Annotated in this window: 17 protein-coding genes and 1 riboswitch; of the genes, 8 read left to right on the forward strand and 9 right to left on the reverse strand. The window is 46.3% G+C overall.

Features of this window, described 5'->3' with window-relative positions:
- Positions 1-5 precede the first annotated feature (5 nt).
- Positions 6-1739, reverse strand: a complete 1734-nt coding sequence (locus MKX36_RS19165; RefSeq protein WP_340865332.1) for a sensor histidine kinase — start codon at positions 1737-1739, stop codon at positions 6-8.
- Positions 1736-2182: a hypothetical protein gene (locus tag MKX36_RS19170; RefSeq protein ID WP_016818599.1), complete on the reverse strand. Its 447-nt coding sequence runs from the start codon at positions 2180-2182 to the stop codon at positions 1736-1738. The genes MKX36_RS19165 and MKX36_RS19170 overlap by 4 nt, the downstream gene beginning before the upstream one ends.
- A gap of 45 nt (positions 2183-2227) precedes the next feature.
- On the opposite strand from MKX36_RS19170, the gene MKX36_RS19175 reads away from it, so the two are divergent.
- Entirely contained in the window at positions 2228-2932 is a 705-nt protein-coding gene (locus MKX36_RS19175) for a response regulator (RefSeq protein WP_340865333.1), read from the forward strand.
- On the opposite strand, the gene MKX36_RS19180 is transcribed toward MKX36_RS19175, so the two are convergent.
- From MKX36_RS19180 to MKX36_RS19195, 4 genes are read right to left on the reverse strand one after another with little or no spacing between them, the layout of a single operon-like run.
- On the reverse strand, positions 2900-3811 hold the full coding sequence (locus MKX36_RS19180; protein WP_044787385.1) for a glycosyltransferase family 2 protein: 912 nt from the start codon (positions 3809-3811) through the stop codon (positions 2900-2902). The genes MKX36_RS19175 and MKX36_RS19180 overlap by 33 nt on opposite strands.
- The gene (locus MKX36_RS19185; protein ID WP_017427387.1) at positions 3771-4997 is read right to left on the reverse strand and encodes a glycosyltransferase family 4 protein; all 1227 of its coding nucleotides are present in this window, start codon (positions 4995-4997) and stop codon (positions 3771-3773) included. Before MKX36_RS19185 ends, MKX36_RS19180 begins: the two co-directional genes overlap by 41 nt.
- On the reverse strand, positions 4994-6247 hold the full coding sequence (locus tag MKX36_RS19190; protein WP_340865334.1) for a transporter: 1254 nt from the start codon (positions 6245-6247) through the stop codon (positions 4994-4996). The genes MKX36_RS19185 and MKX36_RS19190 overlap by 4 nt, the downstream gene beginning before the upstream one ends.
- A gap of 4 nt (positions 6248-6251) precedes the next feature.
- On the reverse strand, positions 6252-7373 hold the full coding sequence (locus MKX36_RS19195; RefSeq protein WP_016818594.1) for a glycosyltransferase: 1122 nt from the start codon (positions 7371-7373) through the stop codon (positions 6252-6254).
- A gap of 397 nt (positions 7374-7770) precedes the next feature.
- On the opposite strand from MKX36_RS19195, the gene MKX36_RS19200 reads away from it, so the two are divergent.
- The 5 genes from MKX36_RS19200 (at position 7771) to thiE (ending at position 12870) form a co-directional block, all read left to right on the forward strand.
- The gene (locus MKX36_RS19200) at positions 7771-9492 is read left to right on the forward strand and encodes an NAD-dependent malic enzyme (RefSeq protein ID WP_025365673.1); all 1722 of its coding nucleotides are present in this window, start codon (positions 7771-7773) and stop codon (positions 9490-9492) included.
- A gap of 69 nt (positions 9493-9561) precedes the next feature.
- Positions 9562-9664: riboswitch (TPP riboswitch) on the forward strand.
- Positions 9665-9796: 132 nt separating this feature from the next.
- A complete protein-coding gene (gene tenA / locus MKX36_RS19205; RefSeq protein ID WP_340865335.1) occupies positions 9797-10480 on the forward strand; it encodes a thiaminase II in 684 nt (227 codons plus the stop codon).
- 31 nt (positions 10481-10511) lie between these two features.
- The gene (thiM, locus tag MKX36_RS19210) at positions 10512-11357 is read left to right on the forward strand and encodes a hydroxyethylthiazole kinase (protein ID WP_340865336.1); all 846 of its coding nucleotides are present in this window, start codon (positions 10512-10514) and stop codon (positions 11355-11357) included.
- Positions 11354-12184: a bifunctional hydroxymethylpyrimidine kinase/phosphomethylpyrimidine kinase gene (gene thiD, locus MKX36_RS19215; RefSeq protein WP_031462102.1), complete on the forward strand. Its 831-nt coding sequence runs from the start codon at positions 11354-11356 to the stop codon at positions 12182-12184. Before thiM ends, thiD begins: the two co-directional genes overlap by 4 nt.
- Entirely contained in the window at positions 12181-12870 is a 690-nt protein-coding gene (thiE, locus tag MKX36_RS19220) for a thiamine phosphate synthase (RefSeq protein WP_019688442.1), read from the forward strand. Before thiD ends, thiE begins: the two co-directional genes overlap by 4 nt.
- Positions 12871-13281: 411 nt before the next feature.
- Here the strand turns inward: thiE and MKX36_RS19225 are convergent, their stop codons facing one another.
- Positions 13282-13623, reverse strand: a complete 342-nt coding sequence (locus tag MKX36_RS19225) for a winged helix-turn-helix transcriptional regulator (protein WP_019688443.1) — start codon at positions 13621-13623, stop codon at positions 13282-13284.
- A 104-nt stretch (positions 13624-13727) separates the two neighbouring features.
- On the opposite strand from MKX36_RS19225, the gene MKX36_RS19230 reads away from it, so the two are divergent.
- Positions 13728-14639, forward strand: a complete 912-nt coding sequence (locus tag MKX36_RS19230; RefSeq protein ID WP_123797575.1) for an arginase family protein — start codon at positions 13728-13730, stop codon at positions 14637-14639.
- Between the two features lie 132 nt (positions 14640-14771).
- Here MKX36_RS19230 and MKX36_RS19235 read toward each other — a convergent pair whose 3' ends face one another.
- Both MKX36_RS19235 and MKX36_RS19240 read right to left on the reverse strand, forming a co-directional pair.
- Positions 14772-14924, reverse strand: a complete 153-nt coding sequence (locus MKX36_RS19235; protein ID WP_340865338.1) for a hypothetical protein — start codon at positions 14922-14924, stop codon at positions 14772-14774.
- Positions 14925-15090: 166 nt separating this feature from the next.
- Complete coding sequence (locus tag MKX36_RS19240) at positions 15091-16059, reverse strand: LacI family DNA-binding transcriptional regulator (RefSeq protein WP_044787372.1); 969 nt, start codon at positions 16057-16059, stop codon at positions 15091-15093.
- Positions 16060-16246: 187 nt separating this feature from the next.
- Here MKX36_RS19240 and MKX36_RS19245 point away from each other — a divergent pair, with 187 nt between their 5' ends.
- Entirely contained in the window at positions 16247-17590 is a 1344-nt protein-coding gene (locus MKX36_RS19245; protein ID WP_025365679.1) for a 6-phospho-beta-glucosidase, read from the forward strand.
- The last annotated feature ends 65 nt before the right edge of the window (positions 17591-17655 follow it).

Here is a 17655-nt window from a genome sequence, read left to right on the forward strand (position 1 = left end):
CCTATCTATCTTCTCAAATGAACGATGGCCTGCAATCCCTGATCGGTGTTACGCAGCTTTAAGCGACCACCTATAGTCTTCAGATATGCATCCATGTGATACAGGCTGAACGTATGCTCCTGTGCGTTTTGGGAATAGTCCGGCTGGAAATAGCTCCAACGCATCTTGTCATCAATCCCGCCGCCTGTGTCTTCAATGATAATCATAATTTCAGCTTCTTCCAGCCGTGAGCTAACCTTAAGCATATGAGATTGCCGCTTGGACCGCAGACCCGTTCGGCTCCGTTCCTGATCCTCCAGCTGCTCTCCATCTTGGTTCATGGCCTGCACTGCATTTTCCAGCAGCCCCTGTATCGTTTTGTACAGCATGGGTGCTTGTGCTGCAATGGATGGAACTGGCTCTTGCCGCAAGATCACTTGAATGTGCTTCATATTCAGCGAACGGTTCGCCCATTTCAGCGATTCGGACAATACCTCATTCATATCGGTGAAGCTAATTCCGCTATTATCATGCATTTTCTCTTCCAGCTCATCACGCAAACTACGGACGCCTGTCAGTAATTCTCCTAGTGAGGATTCCTGTCTGAGACGACCCTGAATGAAATTTTCATTCAGCTCGCGGAAATACTCCAGTTCCTCATGAGATGCTCCTTTTCCCTGACTGGAAGACACTTCAAAGCGGTTGGCTAGATCTTGATAAAATCCCAACAGCTTTAAATCATCGCCGCCTGTGAGACGGCTAGTCTGTTCTTGTAGCTCTTGCAGCTGTTGCTCAATCGTCTGCATTAACGGCAAATAATACGTGTCCTGCTGCTGTCGCATATCTTCATCCCGCCGCTGGTCACGCACTTGATTGTTCACGATGGCATCTTTCACAATCCGTTTGCGGAACTGGATGAGCATGGCCCACAAAATAATGAGTATTAGAGCCATCCCCATCCACAACTGTTTGCGAAAGGAGCTAATTCGCTGGGGGGTGTCCTGACTGATATCCTTAACCGATATGTAAAGGGCCTCTTCCCCAATGCGGCTGAATCCTATTCCGTATTTCTCTCCACGATCTTCAACGATACCCGTATTGCCCTCCAGCAGCCTACGGGTTACACTCGTGATGTCCGTCCGGTTGATATCCGAAGTACTTCGGGAAGCTACGATCTTGAATTGACCGTTATAAAATAAAGTCTCATGCTGATTCACCGGCTTACTTTTAACAATTCCACTAAGCATTTCAGCGTCAACTGTACGCACCATAAAACCGCCCGTCTGTACCCCTTGAATCCTGCACGCTATGTACTGGGCAGGCTGATGATCCTCAGTCACAAAAGAGCTGACCGCACAACCATTTTGCAGCCATTTAATCTGCTGGACCGCATTCCTCATCTCACGATTGTCACGTCCGACCATCACATGATACTGTTCATCCAGCACATAAAAAGACCCGCTCTCACGCTTAAACCCCTCAGCATATTGACGTGTTCCCTGATTCAGCATCTCTCTGCCCAGACTGGACGACAGCTCTTTTAGCTCATCTTGCCATGCGGCATAATGCTCCGTTATGCTGCCAGACAGTTCCTGTACCTCATTCTGGAGCTGCTCGTTCTGAATTTCCGCCAAGTGACCGCTGAATTGCCGCATGACGAACCATTGTAGCACAGCGGCCAAGAACAGTGTCACACACAAAACCATCAGGTACAGGATCAGCTTTTGCCAACTTGGTTTCAACAAAGCCCATTGCTTCATGACCTGGCCCCTCCATTTTGTTCAAGACGGCTCAAAATCGCTTGCATCAGGCATTCCAGCTCGTAGCTGACCAGCGGTAGCCGTGCGCACAGCAACCGGGGAGTGCGGCGCTGGAGTGCGGCAAACCTCGCAGCGGTTTCCGTTGCCCCGTCTGTCAGCAGGATCAACTCGCATGTTTTGGCTATATATAGACGATCCAAATCTTCCTCGCTGTATGCTCGCAGATCAACAACGTAAATATCATGACGATCGTCCATATGCTGAAGTGCACTGGAGACGGCCAGAGTCACCCCTGTATGTCGCGCAGCATGATACTGGTGAAGAAGACGCATTCCTTTTTCCCAGAGCGCGTGTTCAACCGAATCAAATCGTTCACAAAAAAGACGCAACGCCCGTTCTGTACTGACATCTTTTAAAAATGCCAAAACGCTGATATTATACATGTAGTTCCTCATTTCTTACTTCCTGATTGGAGTTGCGCAGTTCTTATGACACCCCAAAACATTCTATTTGTTGACGACAGTCCTATGGTGCTGTCCCTGCTTGAACGGACATTGATGCAAGAAACATTCACCTTACATACCGCTCACACGCCTAAAGAAGCTCTGCAAGTGCTGGAAAAGTACCCGATTGATGTTGTCGTCTCCGATCTGCTTATGCCTGGTTTGGACGGAATTACGTTCCTTCGTATGATTAAGAAAGATTATCCACATATCGTACGCATCATTTTGTCTGGTCACCTGCATACGCAGTCCATTTTATCGGCCATTAATCAAGTCGGCGTGTTCCGTTTTTTGACGAAACCGCTGGAGCTGGATGATGATACGCTTAAAAAGATACTGTATGAGGCGCTTGATCAGGCTAGGCTCAATCGAAACAGCCTGTATGCAGACCAGAACGTCGCATCTGACCTATCGGAATTTATAAACAGCATTTTGAATGCTCCGTACCGACCGTATGTACTGCTGAATGATCAAGATATCGTAACCGCCGTACACATTGCACTTGCTGAGCTGTATCCTGTCGGCTGCTCACTGCGTCATCCTGCTGGCGAAGGTATTCAGTTAACTCCGCATTCATTATATATACCGTATGAGGAGCCAGAATCTTCCGATCCCGACCTGTACTCGCTGGATACGCTGACCCTCGGTCATTCATCGTTACGCCTTATCCGCCTTAGCGAGATCGCCTGAGTGACGGGTGCCGCCCTTTAACACGGCGGCTACCCCAATCACAGTCAGGCAGGTGTACATCCACAACATCCCCCCCGTTAGCAGCGGATGGCGGATGTAGTTTTTCACATTCCCCCATGTATACAACACCGGACGGAAGAAGTACCAACGTTCCAGTGCCTTTCGCAATCCGCCCTCCTCAGATGACATCGTACGATCCATCACCGAGAAGTAGTAGGCTTTTTTACGTAATACATCCTGCAAATATACCTGTTTTTCATCATGATATACCCGTGTAAAAACCGCCCGGCGAATGACTCCGCCAGACTCTATATAGCGTAAGGTTGGCTGTATTTCTTCAAAAGCAATTTGCTCCGCATTAAATCCGCCTGTCGATTCGTAAGCGCTCATTCGCCAGAAGCGTGCAGCTTCAATGGAGCGTTTTCCCAAGGTCTCTCCTGCGTTGTTAATTACATTCCGCTCGAAAACCTTTACTTTGGAGAAAAAATTATTTGCTTCCGAATATGCCTCCTCTGGAATAACCAAGGCGCCAATATCTTGATGATCGTCAAAAAAGTCGATGCTTTGCTGAATTAGATGTTCGGCTAAAATCATATCGGAATCCAATACAAATATGTATTCGGCACCCAAGCGCTTCGCTTCCTCAACCGCTTTGACTCTAGCAACTCCCCGCTCTCCATGAGGAAGCTCCAATACGGTAACGGGTACTGAGCTCCCTGCGGACAGCATACGAATCGTCTCAACCGTCCGATCACTGGAGCCATCATCGGCAATTACAATATGCAGATCCCTGTAATTTTGCCCCATACAGCTTCGCAAACAAGGCTCTATTGTACGTTCATTGTTGTACGTGGAGAAGAGAATGACCACTTTGTCCACTCTGTTCCGCCTCCTCTGTCCAATTCTCCATCAACTGCTCAAATGCGGCAGCTGTATGATCAAAATGAAATCTTAGCGCATATTGGTACGCTCGCTCACGGATGGCCATGTAATCTTCGCCACCCTCTGCCGCTCTTTCCATTTGTTCAGACAATCCTCGAATATCGCCGTGAAAGCATAAATATCCGCTTTTTCCGAAATCCGTCGCATCCACCAGACCGGGAGAATTGCTCACAATGCTGGGAGTTCCAACCGCAGCCGCTTCGGTAATCGTCAATCCCCAGCCTTCACGCAGGGAAGGGAATACGAGCGCATGGGCACGGCTCATCAGCTCCAGCTTATACTCTGCTGAAACAAATCCATAAAAGGTAATATCGGCTTGTGATTGTCCCTGTTCATCCGGTTCTCCGTATGTCAATCCATACCGTTCTATAATCGGCAATAATTGTTCTGTCACATAGGTTTTATCGGTTTTTCCGGCAATCCATAACATAGCCTGGGGGAACTTTTCCTTGAGCCGCCCAAAGGCTTCAACGACCAGATCAATGCCCTTATATTTAACAAAGCGTCCGGCATACATGAAGGTTGGGTTAGACTCCTTTGTCAAAAATTGTTCACGCGGCCAATGATCAAACTCAATTCCTTCCGGTAAAAGATGAACGCGATCTGGATGAAAGCCCAGCTTAAGCAGATCATACCGGGTAGACGGGGATACGGTGAGCGTCCGATCCTTCCGTGCCAGCTTAAGCATGAGGGGCTCCATATGAAATCCAATCATATTTAGCGGGAACCTGGCATTTTCATACCATATTTCCCTTGTTAGCTGATGTATGAAAAAAATTCGCTTGGATGCCTCCACCCAAAATCGGGTAAAGAACTGATGCGTATTCGCTTGATTAATTACATAGTCAATCTGCTGCCGATGACGACGGTAATAGCGCATCGCATAATAAATAACACTGTATATGTTTCCTTTTCGAATATACGTAACACCGTCAATGACTTCATGCTCAGGCATCCCCTCAAATTGAGGTGAGAAATGAATGAACTGAAACCGACCTTGCTGTGAGCGTTTCAGCATTTCATGGGTGAAAATTTCTGCTCCCCCGCTTTTCGGAGAACGAATGTCACGCCAGGAAAGCAATAGAACTACGGTTTTATCGTCCTGCTCTAGTATGGTATTCATGGGGTGATTCCTCCCCTTATCTTTATTTTGAACAAATACATATAGGCATCTATCACAAAGTAGAGAGACATAGCTCCGTACACAATGAACTCTGACAACAAAAAATCGATCGGGTCTGTGTGAGCCATATGAAAGGCTACTAATAAAGCTGCGGCTCCCGCCATCAGACTGAACATAAAGGTGCGTCTGCCCACTAATACGTGCACATGCACAAAAAATAGCACGATGGAAAAAAGCCAATACACCCAGCCTCCCCATGGAATATAGGCCTCAGCCGCCTGGTAAGAGGCTCCAAATAATATGGGAATAGAGGGTGGGAATATATAAGTTGTGCCCACATATACACACAGCGCGGCTACAGCCATTAATCCAGCATAGATTACAATTAACTTGCCCAAAGCCTGGCGGTCATGCCCCTGCGCACCGATCTTTGGAATAAAGGCAGCAATCAAGCTGTACGAAACGTAATAGACCAACTGGCTGTACTTCAGCGCAATGGCATAGCTGCTGGCCTGCTCAGGAAAGTAATGCTGTACATACAACATGTCGATGGATATACAAAACAGAATGAATAAATTCGTCATAAGGCTATCGGTGAAATCCTGACCTAGTGACTTCCATAACCCAGCAGGGATATGTTCTCCTCTATATGTCAATAGGGACAAGCCTCGGGCCGAAACGATCCAGCCGTGAAGCAACGACAGCAGCATTCCCCCACAGCTCGCTAATAGTAAGGCTTCCAACCTTAACCCCAGGGCAGCCAGGACAAAAAACAGGCATAGCTTCCCTAATACCTCAATGTAATAGTTCACATTGAGCGCCAGCATGCGTTCCCTCCCCTGTAAATCTCCACGGCACGAACTTACCAGAATATGCAATCCGATCAAGGCATACAGCATGAACAGCGGGCCGGACTCAACGCCCAATAGCGAACCCAGCAACGGATGAAAGGAAAGTAAAATGATCATGGCAAGCAAAGTTAGCACTAGAGGTGCTTTTAGTAATAGAGAACCGAGCGGTAAGCTGCGTAGCGCAAGCTTCTGGTCAGCCTTGGATACCAGCTTGGCGGTTAACAGCTGGATGGATAAGCCCAATACGGACAACAGTGCAAAGAGGGCCAACAGCGCGTTCGCCTGACCATAGGCTTGTCCGGTAAGATACCAGCTCGCTGCAATGTGGAAGAAAAAATTGAATCCGTTAAGCAGCACATTAAAGAGGGGGAACATCAACGAACGCAATCGGTTGTTCACGTGGTTATCTCACCCGCCGATCCAGTCGCCAAATCTCAATGATAGAGCGCAAAAAGCGAATGGAATCCTTCCAGACATGAATGTGCGAGCCATCTCGGTCAATACATTTGACGGGTAGTTGCAGCACACGGAGCTGAAGTCGCTTGGCAATGAACATCATCTCCAGATCCAGCGCTAGTCCGAGTTGTTCCTTCAAATGTGGAAACATCCGCTTCACGGCAACCGAGCTCATCACTTTAAGACCCGTCTGGGAATCTACTACACCGGTTGGTAAAAAGGGGCGAGAGACGACCCGTTTGCCAAAGCTGACGATAGATCGCAATAAAGAACGATTCTCGGCGGTCATATCTTTGGTTCCAATCACAACATCATAGTAGCCCTGTTGAACAACATTGATCATTCTGGCAATATCCTCAATAAAAAAGGAATCGTCCGCGTCCACAAATACGTAGTAATCCGCACCGATGGTCCGCATTCCTTCCAGATACGTCCCTGCCTTGCGCGTATTGCGTCCCAATTCCCTTGTTTGAAGCAGTGGACTCAAGTTCTGGTTAATCCGGTTTACGGACAAGTCCGTTGCTGCCTCCAGCGCTTTAATCAAGGCATTCGTGCCATCGTGGCTACCATCATCAATGAGATAAATCGAACCCTCTATAATATGGCTGCGGATAAAGGCTTGCAGTCGCTCAGCAAAGGTTTTGACATGAACAAAACGTTTCTCTTCGTTATACACAGACAAGATGAATGCAACATGTTGGCTTTTAGTCGAATACTCGGGATAGAGCAAGCTTTGTATTTCAGAAAGTATTTCTTCGGTATCATTGGCTTGCCAAAATAGCAGACGCAATCGGCCTACTCCGATAATTTGCACCATATGCTGATCACTGAACGGAAAGGTTACATCCGTCACCAATAGCAATGGCATTTGTGGAAACTGGCTACGGATCTGATTAGCTTTCCGCACGGCTTGCCCCGGCTCCCTATAATCTATCAGGCAGCAACTTGCACCCTCGTAGACTGAAGCTTCCTCCGTGTCCTCGCACTGTATATATTGGTAAAAACAAATCACATTGGGATAATCAATAGCCCTGTTGTTATCGCTAAAAATGGCTATAGGTCCCTGCACACAAACCTCTCCTTTTCCTCCGAATAGTTCTATTTTGTTGAAAAAGAATTAAAAATGTTTGCTTAGTAAGATTAAATTAATGTCCAAATACTTCATATTTTCTTAACAAAACAGCTCACATCCCTTGATATATAAGCATTCAAGAGAAGAAAAACTATTTTTCATATTTGATAAAAACAGAGCATTTAGACCTGATTCATCAGGACTACTACTATACGAATTACAAGGTGAATCCGAAAACAAAATTGGTTCTATGGGATTAATAAAAAGATACACATATGGTCATTTTGTCATAGATTGATAGACGAATAAAACCAATTCGTACGTCCATACTATGGACAACATGTCATTTTTCATCATGAATAATTATTAAAATATAGGGAAAGAAGGTATTTTTATGGAAGCATTTCATGTCAATCGTGATGGGTCATTATCTACTCCCTTACGAGGAAAGGACGTGCTAGCAAACCCTCTTTTGAACAAAGGGGTGGCATTTACAGAAGAAGAACGCAAAGAACTGGGCTTGGAAGGAATTCTTCCTCCCACTGTCCTTTCATTGGAAAAACAGAGCGTTCGGGCATATCAGCAATTCCTGGCACAACCCACCATGCTGCGTAAAAATGCTTCACTTAACGACCTTCATAACCGGAATGTCGTGCTTTACTATCGGCTGCTAACCGACCATTTGAGTGAAATGCTGCCCGTAGTCTACACACCGACTGTAGGAACCGCCATTCAAGAATACAGCCATGAGTACAACCGTCCCGGGGGCGTATATTTATCGATAGATCATCCGAACGGTATCGGACAGGCGTTCTATAATTCCGGCTTGCGTAGTGAGGATGTTGACCTGATCGTGGTCACGGATTCAGAAAGTATTTTGGGAATTGGTGACTGGGGGGTCGGGGGAATTAACATTGCTATTGGCAAACTTGCTGTATATACAGCTGCGGCAGGTATTCATCCCGGGCGGGTGCTGCCCATTGTACTGGATGTGGGCACGAATAATGAAAAGCTGCTGAATGATCCGCTATACATCGGAAACCGTCATAAACGAGTTCGCGGAGAAGCCTATCATCAATTTATTGATACCTTTATCAGCAAAACGTTAACACAATTCCCGAAAGCGCTTTTGCATTGGGAGGATGTGGGCAGCGTGAACGCACGCCACATTATAGGGAAATACGGTCAAAACATTCTCACCTTCAATGATGACATCCAGGGCACAGGAGCAGTCACATTAGCTGCGATTGTTTCGGCGGTAGGTGTCACCAAAATTCCGCTACGTGAACAAAAAATACTTGTCTTTGGTCCAGGGGCAGCAGGAATCGGTAACGCCGACCAAATACGGAGCGCTATGATCGAGGACGGGCTTCCTGCAGAAGATTCTTTCAGGTCGTTTTGGGCCTTTGATTATCGCGGGCTATTAACGGACGATATGGAAGATGTACTCGATTATCAGAAACCATATGTGCGTAAAAAGGAAGAAATCAGCTCATGGGCCCGATCGGAAGACGGCAAAATACCGTTGCTGGAGGTCATCCGTCAGGTAAAACCTACAATCTTAATTGGGACTTCCGGTGTAGCGGGTGCCTTTTCTGAAGAGATTATCAAGGAAATGGCAAAGCATGTGGAACGCCCGATCATTATGCCCATGTCCAATCCTACCAATCTGGCTGAAGCGGTACCCGAGGATTTGATACGATGGACTGATGGCAAAGCATTGATTGCTACGGGAAGTCCCTTTGAGCCCGTCACCTATAACGGTACGAAATTTGAAATTGGTCAGGCGAACAATGCCTTTGTTTTCCCGGGACTGGGTCTAGGCGCAATTGTGGTCAAGGCCAAACGAATCACTCCTTCCATGTTTACCGCAGCAGCTGATGCCGTTGCCAACGCCGTAGATTCGAATGAACTTGGCGGCGCACTGCTGCCCCATATTCGAAAATTACGTGATGTTTCGTTTGCGGTTGCGGTTGCGGTAGCAAAGGCCGCAATTCAGGATCAGGTAGCTCAGGCACACCTTCCAAATATTGAGCAAGCCATTCGGGATGCAATGTGGAAACCGGAATATGTGAGGGTCAAAGCCGTGGAAAGTGTAATCCAACACCCTCACTAATCCTTCACTAGGCATAAGCAGTTTGACATAACATAGGAACGAATGTACAGTATTAGTCAAAAGAATAGGAAAGTCCACTAGGGGAGCCATTATGGCTGAGACAAGAATGAATCTTGGACCCTTTGAACCTGATCTAGTTCGTACTAGCGTAGGAAAGTGGAGCCTTCTATATAGGGTTTCAGGCGTTTTTGCGCATTGAACCTATGTTGAAGCCGCTCCAGTTTTCGGGGCGGCTTTTTGGCATTGTTCCGAGAATTGTATCTTACGGGACTTCTTATTCTCCATTTTTGTTGGAGGTGGGGAAATGAGTTTTTCGCAAGAGCTCCGTCAGCAGGCGGATGGCATTTTTCAAGCCATTTATGAGCATCCCTTTGTGAGAGGTATTGCTGAAGGAAATTTAACAAGGGAACAGCTGATTCACTATGTAAAACAAGACTTTGAATATTTGAACGCCTACATGCGGATTTACGGCATCGCAATCTCCAAAAGCACGAGCCGGGAGGATATGGCTGTATTTAACGAACAGATCTCTTTTATTCTCAACAGCGAGGTTCATCCGCATCAAAATTTTTGTGCTATCGCAGGTGTCACCTATGAAGAGATGCAGGGATATCCACTCGCTCCGTCCGCTCATCATTATATCCGCCATATGCTGACCGTCGCACATGAGGGTAGTCTTGGGGAAATCATGGCCGTGCTGCTACCATGTCCATGGACATATCTTGAAATTGGACGCAGGCTAATGGATGAGGTAAGACCAGACGAGTCTCATCCGTTCTATGAGTGGATTTGCTTCTATGGCAACCAAATTGAAGATGTAACCTTCAAATATCGAGAGCGTGTGGATGCTTGGGCGAAAGTCGCCACGGCTGCCGAGCGAGAGCGGATGATTGAGCATTTTATGCTAAGCTGCCAGCTGGAATATATGTTCTGGGATATGGCTTATAAGCAGGAACAATGGCCCGTCCAGATGCGCGCTACGGTCTAGGAATAATCAGTATAGATGAGAGAGGATAAACATGATGAATATATGGGAACAAAGTTATTCGACGCTCCTGACAAAGGTACAAAACAGCAACCCCCTCGTTCATAATATAACCAATGTGGTGGTCACCAACTTTACAGCCAACGGCCTATATGCACTAGGGGCTTCCCCGGTGATGGCTTATGCACCCGAGGAAGTAGCAGATATGGCCAAAATAGCGGGCGCCGTCGTGTTAAATATCGGTACGCTAAACCGTGAGCTGGTGGATGCCATGATCCTTGCTGGACAATCGGCGAATGCTCACGGTGTTCCAGTTCTGTTAGATCCGGTCGGTGCAGGAGCGACTAGCTTTAGAACCGAGTCAGCACTACGAATTCTAAACGAGGTTAACATCTCACTAGTACGAGGCAATGCAGCCGAAGTCGCTCATCTGATCGGAGAAGCCCGAGAAATTAAAGGGGTAGATGCAGGCGACAGTGCTGACAGCAGTAATGTCGATCTGGCAGTTCGGGCTGCGCAAACGCTCCATACCATGGTTGTCATCACTGGAAAAGAGGACGTCATCACCGATGGGGTTGAAGTACGATTGATTAGTGGCGGAGACGCGCTGCTTACGAAGGTAACCGGAACAGGCTGCCTGCTGACCTCTGTGTTGGGTGCGTTTGCAGCAGTTGAACCCAACCTGCTGCTCGCAGGCACAGCAGGTTTGGCATTTTACGGTGCAGCAGCTTCTCGAGCCGCAGCGCATACCGCAAAGCTGGGGCCGGGCAGCTTCCAGATTGCCTTTCTCGACGAGCTTGCCAAACTACATACTGGTTCGCTAGAGGGGCATGTCACGATCCGTGAAGCTGGAACAACTACAACAGGTGGTGCGCGATGAGAGACGTGCATGTACCGAGAGCGCTGACGATTGCCGGTTCAGACAGTGGCGGCGGGGCTGGAATTCAAGCCGATCTCAAAACCTTTCAGGAGCTTGGCGTATACGGTATGTCAGCTATTACGGCCATAACGGTACAAAATACTTTGGGAGTTCACGGTGTATATCCGCTGCCACAGGAAGCAACAGCGCAACAGATCGAAGCTGTAGGATCAGATCTTGGAGTCGACGCCCTAAAGACTGGCATGCTATTTGATGCAGGCATCATCCGCCTGGTAGCCGAGCAGATCCGAAAGTTCGGCTGGGAAAAGGTTGTCGTCGATCCTGTAATGATTGCCAAAGGGGGCGCAAAGCTGCTGCAACCAGAAGCGGTGCAGGCATTGAACGACGACCTGCTCCCCTTGGCCCTGGTCGTCACACCAAATATCCCGGAAGCGGAGGCCTTAACCGGGATAAGCATTCGTACGATGGAAGGGCGCCGTGAAGCTGCGAGACATATTAGCAGCCGGGGTCCCAAATTCGTTGTGATCAAGGGCGGCCACGATGAGGAGAGCGAAAACAGCGGTCAGGTCATTGACCTGCTCTTTGACGGAACAGCCTTCACAGAGCTGGGCGGCAAGCGGGTGCGAACTGTCCACACACACGGAACAGGATGTACGTTCTCAGCAGCGATTACCGCTGAATTAGGGAAAGGCGTGTCTGTACCGGAAGCTATTTTGAATGGAAGAGCCTTCATTCAGGCGGCGATTGAAGATACGTTGTATCTGGGCCAGGGACACGGTCCAACCAATCATTGGGCCTACCGCCGTCGTCAGGAGATACTCCAATGAGCGGTCGAATATTACCTGAGATCATGCGCCGGCATTTACAGATGTATCTGGTTGTTGGAAGCGTGAACTGCCTTGCGGAACCAAGTCGGGTCGTGCAGGAGGCTCTTGCTGGCGGCACAACCATGATCCAGTTCCGGGAAAAGGGCCGTAGCGCGTTAACAGGGGTTCCTATGTTTGAACTTGCGCGTCAGCTACAAGATCTGTGCCACCACGCTGGTATCCCCTTTATCGTCAATGACGATGTGGAGCTGGCCCTTGAGCTCAACGCCGACGGTGTTCACATCGGTCAGGACGATGAATCGGCTGATTCTGTGCGTACGCGGATCGGAAACCGAATCCTTGGCGTCTCCGCCCATACGATTGAGGAAGCTCGTCGAGCCATTCTGCAAGGTGCGGACTACCTCGGCGTCGGCCCCATCTATCCCACCATCTCAAAGGATGATGCTCATGCGGTGCAGGGTCCAGCCATTTTGCATGAGATGCGCAAAGCGGGAATTGATCTGCCCATCGTCGGGATCGGTGGCATTACGATAGACCGTGTGGAGGAAGTGGTAGGTGCGGGTGCCGATGGTGTAGCGGTGATTTCGGCTGTGACGCAGGCAAAACAGATTCGAGCTGCTGCAGAGGAACTAAAGAAAAAGGTAGTGCTAAGCATCAAACATCCGGGGATGTCCCAAAAGCTATAAAATGCTATGTCCCTTCCTTCACCCCATTATGTCACTTTTATTGTTTACGCAAGAGCCTCATTTCCACTAATAAAGTAGAAATGAGGCTCTGTGTTGTCATAAAATTAATCTTTTACAGCTTGAATTCTTGTGTTCTTTTTCTCAGCAATAAGTAATCCTAGCAAAATGTACCCCCTGTACAATATCCCCATGAACAGAACAATACCAACGATTGAAACAAGAATAAGTAGAATATTCGCTACAAATAAAATAATCGCCATAGTCAAAAATATCCCCCCCAAAAGATACTGATTTTTAAGCTTCCTATCCCCAGTACACTTGAGCTTGTAGAATACCTGATTAACTATAAATATATGTCAATCGTCTTTTCTAATATTCGTATAGCATTCGAAAGCAATTAAAAAACGAAACTTAATTATATTGATTTTTGGTTCCCCATTCACATAACCCTTCCAAAACAGGCAATAGTGTTTCCGCTTTTTCTGTAAGACTGTACTCAACTTTAGGTGGAACTTGGGGGTACTCTTTCCGATTCACCAGACCATCCGCTTCCAATTCTTTTAGCTGTGAACTCAATGTTTTATAAGTAATAGCTCCGATTTGTCTTTTCAGATCATTAAAGCGAACCACTTGGTTTTCGGCCAGAAGGTAAATAATAACCATTTTCCATTTACCACCAATAACTGACACTGTATAACCAAAAGGTGTATCTTGAATGTTTTTAACTTTACCTTTAAATTCAGCCATACTCATATTCACACTATCCTTTCGGGTAGTACCTATCAAATTAGTGCGTACTACGTTTTTATTTGCGTTCAGTTTATACTAACCGTAATTTGAAGTAAAGGAGAGAAAATATGACTAAAACAATACGCCTGTTAATGCCGCAGTGGCAAGGAGGAAACAATCCTAACTACTCTTTTGGCGCCGAACTGCTGGCCTGGCTAGCCCCAGACAATGCTCAACCCCTTATTCAAGTTCCAGTTCAAGCTTATGATGGAACTCCACTTGTCAACGAGAACGGTATGTATGGGAGAAAACAGCTACTTGAACAATTAGAGGCTGCTCAACATATCATTGATGCTCATAAGCCAGATCGCATAGTAATGTTTGGTGGTGACTGCTTAGTCGAGCAAGCCCCATTTGCCTATTTAAACGAACGATACGGCGGAGAATTAGGATTAATTTGGATTGATGCTCACAGTGATTTAGTTAGATATGTAGGCTATGATAACGGACATACATTACCGCTTGGGAACCTTTTGGGAGAAGGAGATGAGGAGTTCGCAAAACATGTGAAAATTCCTCTTAAACCTGAAAATGTCTTTATCGCTGGATTAGCAGCTCCTACAGAAGAAGAAACAAAAGCATTTTCAGAGACATTTCAAAGGTTAGGTGTTACCACTACAGAAACAGATACTGAAGTAATTCAAAGATTAGGGATTCGAACTGCTGGGACCCAAGAGTTAACGAGCAGTACCGCATCTATAAAAGAATGGATTAAAGAAAGCGGCATCAAGCACCTGGCGATTCACCTTGATTTAGATGTACTTGATCCAAAAGCATTTCGTTCTTTATTATTCGCCAACCCTGAAGCTCCCTATAATCTTTCTCCTGCGGGAACAATGCAAATACCTCAACTACTTCATCTGATTAAAGAACTATCTGAAGAAACTGATGTAGTTGGGTTAGGTATAACCGAGCATATGCCGTGGGATTCCATTAACTTAAAGAATCTGCTGGGAGAAATACCTATTTTGAATCGTTAATTCTACTTACAACTGTGCATGTATCTTGACGTTAATTTTCGTAATGGAATTATGATGGCCGTTTGAATTAAAGTATTGTGCAAAAAAGGACTCCTCGGGAATTTATACTGTTATGGAGTCCTTTTTTATTTTTTACTTTTTATTTTCATTTATTAATTTTAGTACTGGATTAAGGAACTCTTCAAAAAAGAAGTCGCCTCCCTCACCCGGAGTTAGTGCTTTATTATGATCAAAAGATTCGAAATCTTCTGGTACCGAAATATGATAGAGCGTGCCATTTTCCATTAATTCTCCTAAATCCTTATAAGCATTTGTTGGACGTGCAAAGCAGAGAACCCTAGAATTCTCAAGTATATATAAGTGAGTATCAGTTAACCTATATGCATAAAATATCACCTCAATTATGTGACTTGAATAGCTCAGCACCGGATAAAAGGGAATACTCAGGAGATCAAGTGGTCGCTCGCTCTACTAACTTGAATTCCAAGGGATGTAATTCTTCATGAAGCCCCTCTAGGGCATTTCGAATCATAATGAATGCATTTTCCGCTTGCTTGTCAATCGGGTAATGAATGGTGGTTAAATCAAGCAAATGCGAAATTTCGGTGTTATCAAAGCCCACCACTGCAACATTACTCGGGACCGAAACACCGAGCCTACGTGCTTCGGTCAACAGCCCTGCAGCCAAATAATCGGTAGAACAAGCGAAGGCATCCGGCTTGTTGGATTGTTCGCCCCACCAGTGAGCAATTTGTTCACCCGCTTCTACTGAATTTAAGCCATAAAAATGCGAGAAAGCATCAGCGTTCAAATCATGTTTTTTGCAAAAATCATGATAAGCCCGTATGCGCTCCTTCGTATTCAATCCCCTCATATTTCCATATACATTCACAATGCTGCGATAGCCTCTGGCATACAGATGCTCCAGCGCAAGCATGTACCCCTGATACTGGTCCATAAATACAGACGGGATTGCCTCAATGTTTACACGCTGCCATGTCACAATTGGACCATATTTGGTGTAGTGCTCAATCACACTCCACTCATTGACGCGAATCATACAGACCAAGGCGTCCAGTTGCTTTCTCCGCAACATTTCCAGTGCTTCAAGCTCCCGCTCCTTCTCTCCATTCGTAATAAATAGTGCCATATTAAAACCATGCTCCTGGGCATAGGTTGTAAATCCACGCACAAATGAACCCAATGAATCATTAAAAGAAATTGAAATAATTCCTATGAGCTTGGTCATGCCCTTTTTTAATGAAACCGCATTCAAATTAGGTACATAATCCAGTCGGTCTATGACCTCCTGTACACGCTGCCTTGTCGGTTCACTTACGTACGGATGGTTATTAATGACACGAGACACCGTTGCCGAGGATACACCCGCCAGCTTTGCAATTTCATGAATATTTGCCACATTTCTCACCTCGTTCTTTCTATTTTAGCATGTTCGTGTTTAGCATGTTTCGTGGCCCCGCCCTATAATTGTCACCTTCCCCAAATAAGTTTTCTAAAAGCGCTTGACCTGTAATGCATTACAGGGATTACAGTGAATTTGAGCTTAAGAAAGCGGTTTTAAAAAACATACTCAGGAGGCACTAACCATGAAAAAAGGCATAAAGATCGCAACTATTGGCGGAGGCTCCAGCTATACACCAGAATTAGTAGAAGGTTTTATCAAACGTTATGCAGAGCTTCCCATCCGGGAATTATGGCTGGTAGATATTGAAGCAGGACGCGAGAAACTGGAGATCGTAGGGGCCATGGCCCAACGGATGGTAAAAGCCGCCGGCATTGATTGTGAAGTACATTTGACACTGGATCGTCGGGAAGCCTTGAAGGATGCCGATTTTGTAACGACCCAGTTTCGGGTAGGCTTATTGGAAGCTCGGATTAAAGATGAAAGTATTCCGTTAAAACACGGTATGATCGGTCAGGAAACCAATGGGGCTGGTGGGATGTTCAAAGCTTTTCGTACCATACCCGTTATCCTCAGTATCGTAGAAGATATGAAAGAACTGTGTCCGAATGCATGGTTGATTAACTTCACCAACCCTGCGGGCATGGTCACCGAAGCAGTGCTTCGTTATGGTCAGTGGGATAAAGTCATCGGATTATGTAATGTTCCAATCGGCGCGATCAAGAGTGCATCGGCTGTGCTGGACAAACCGGAAGAAGAGCTGTTCTTTAAATTTGCAGGAATTAACCACCTTCATTGGCACAAAGTTTATGATAAAACTGGAGAAGAATTAACAGAACAAGTTATCGAAGGACTGTATGCTCCTGGCGCAAAACCGGAGAAGGTCGTTGAAAATATTAAGAACATGCGCTTCCTGTATGATCAGGTTCGTCAATTGAAAATGCTACCTTGTCCTTACCATCGGTATTACTATATGACCGATAACATGCTCAAGGAAGAATTAGAGGAGGCCAAAAACGAAGGAACTCGGGGCCAAGTCGTCAAACGTCTGGAAGAAAGTCTGTTTGAATTGTACAAAGATCCGAATCTGGATTACAAACCAGAGGAATTATCCAAACGCGGCGGTGCGCATTACAGCGATGCTGCCTGTGAAATCATCAACTCTATTTATAACAACAAAGGCACATTGATGGTAGTTAGTACGCGTAACAACGGTGCGATTGATGATGTCCCTTATGATAGCGCCATCGAAGTAACTAGTGTCATTCGTGCGCATGGTGCGGAGCCTGTCAACTTTGGCAAATTCCCTCCAGCACAACGGGGACTGCTGCAAGTCATGAAGGCGATGGAAGAGCTGACCATTGAAGCGGCGGTCACTGGTGACTATGCGACAGCACTGCAAGCCTTCACCTTGAATCCGCTCGTTCCAAGCGGCGATATCGCCCAAACTGTGCTGGATGAATTGCTGGAAGCACACAAAGAGCATCTGCCGCAATTTTTTGCTCATAAAGAGAAGGCGACAGTATAAAGCCAGAATCAATGATACTGCCGGAACACAAAAAAACTTCCTAATATTGAATTAGGAAGTTTTTG

Source organism: Paenibacillus sp. FSL W8-0439 (assembly GCF_038008995.1).
Lineage (GTDB): Bacteria > Bacillota > Bacilli > Paenibacillales > Paenibacillaceae > Paenibacillus > Paenibacillus polymyxa.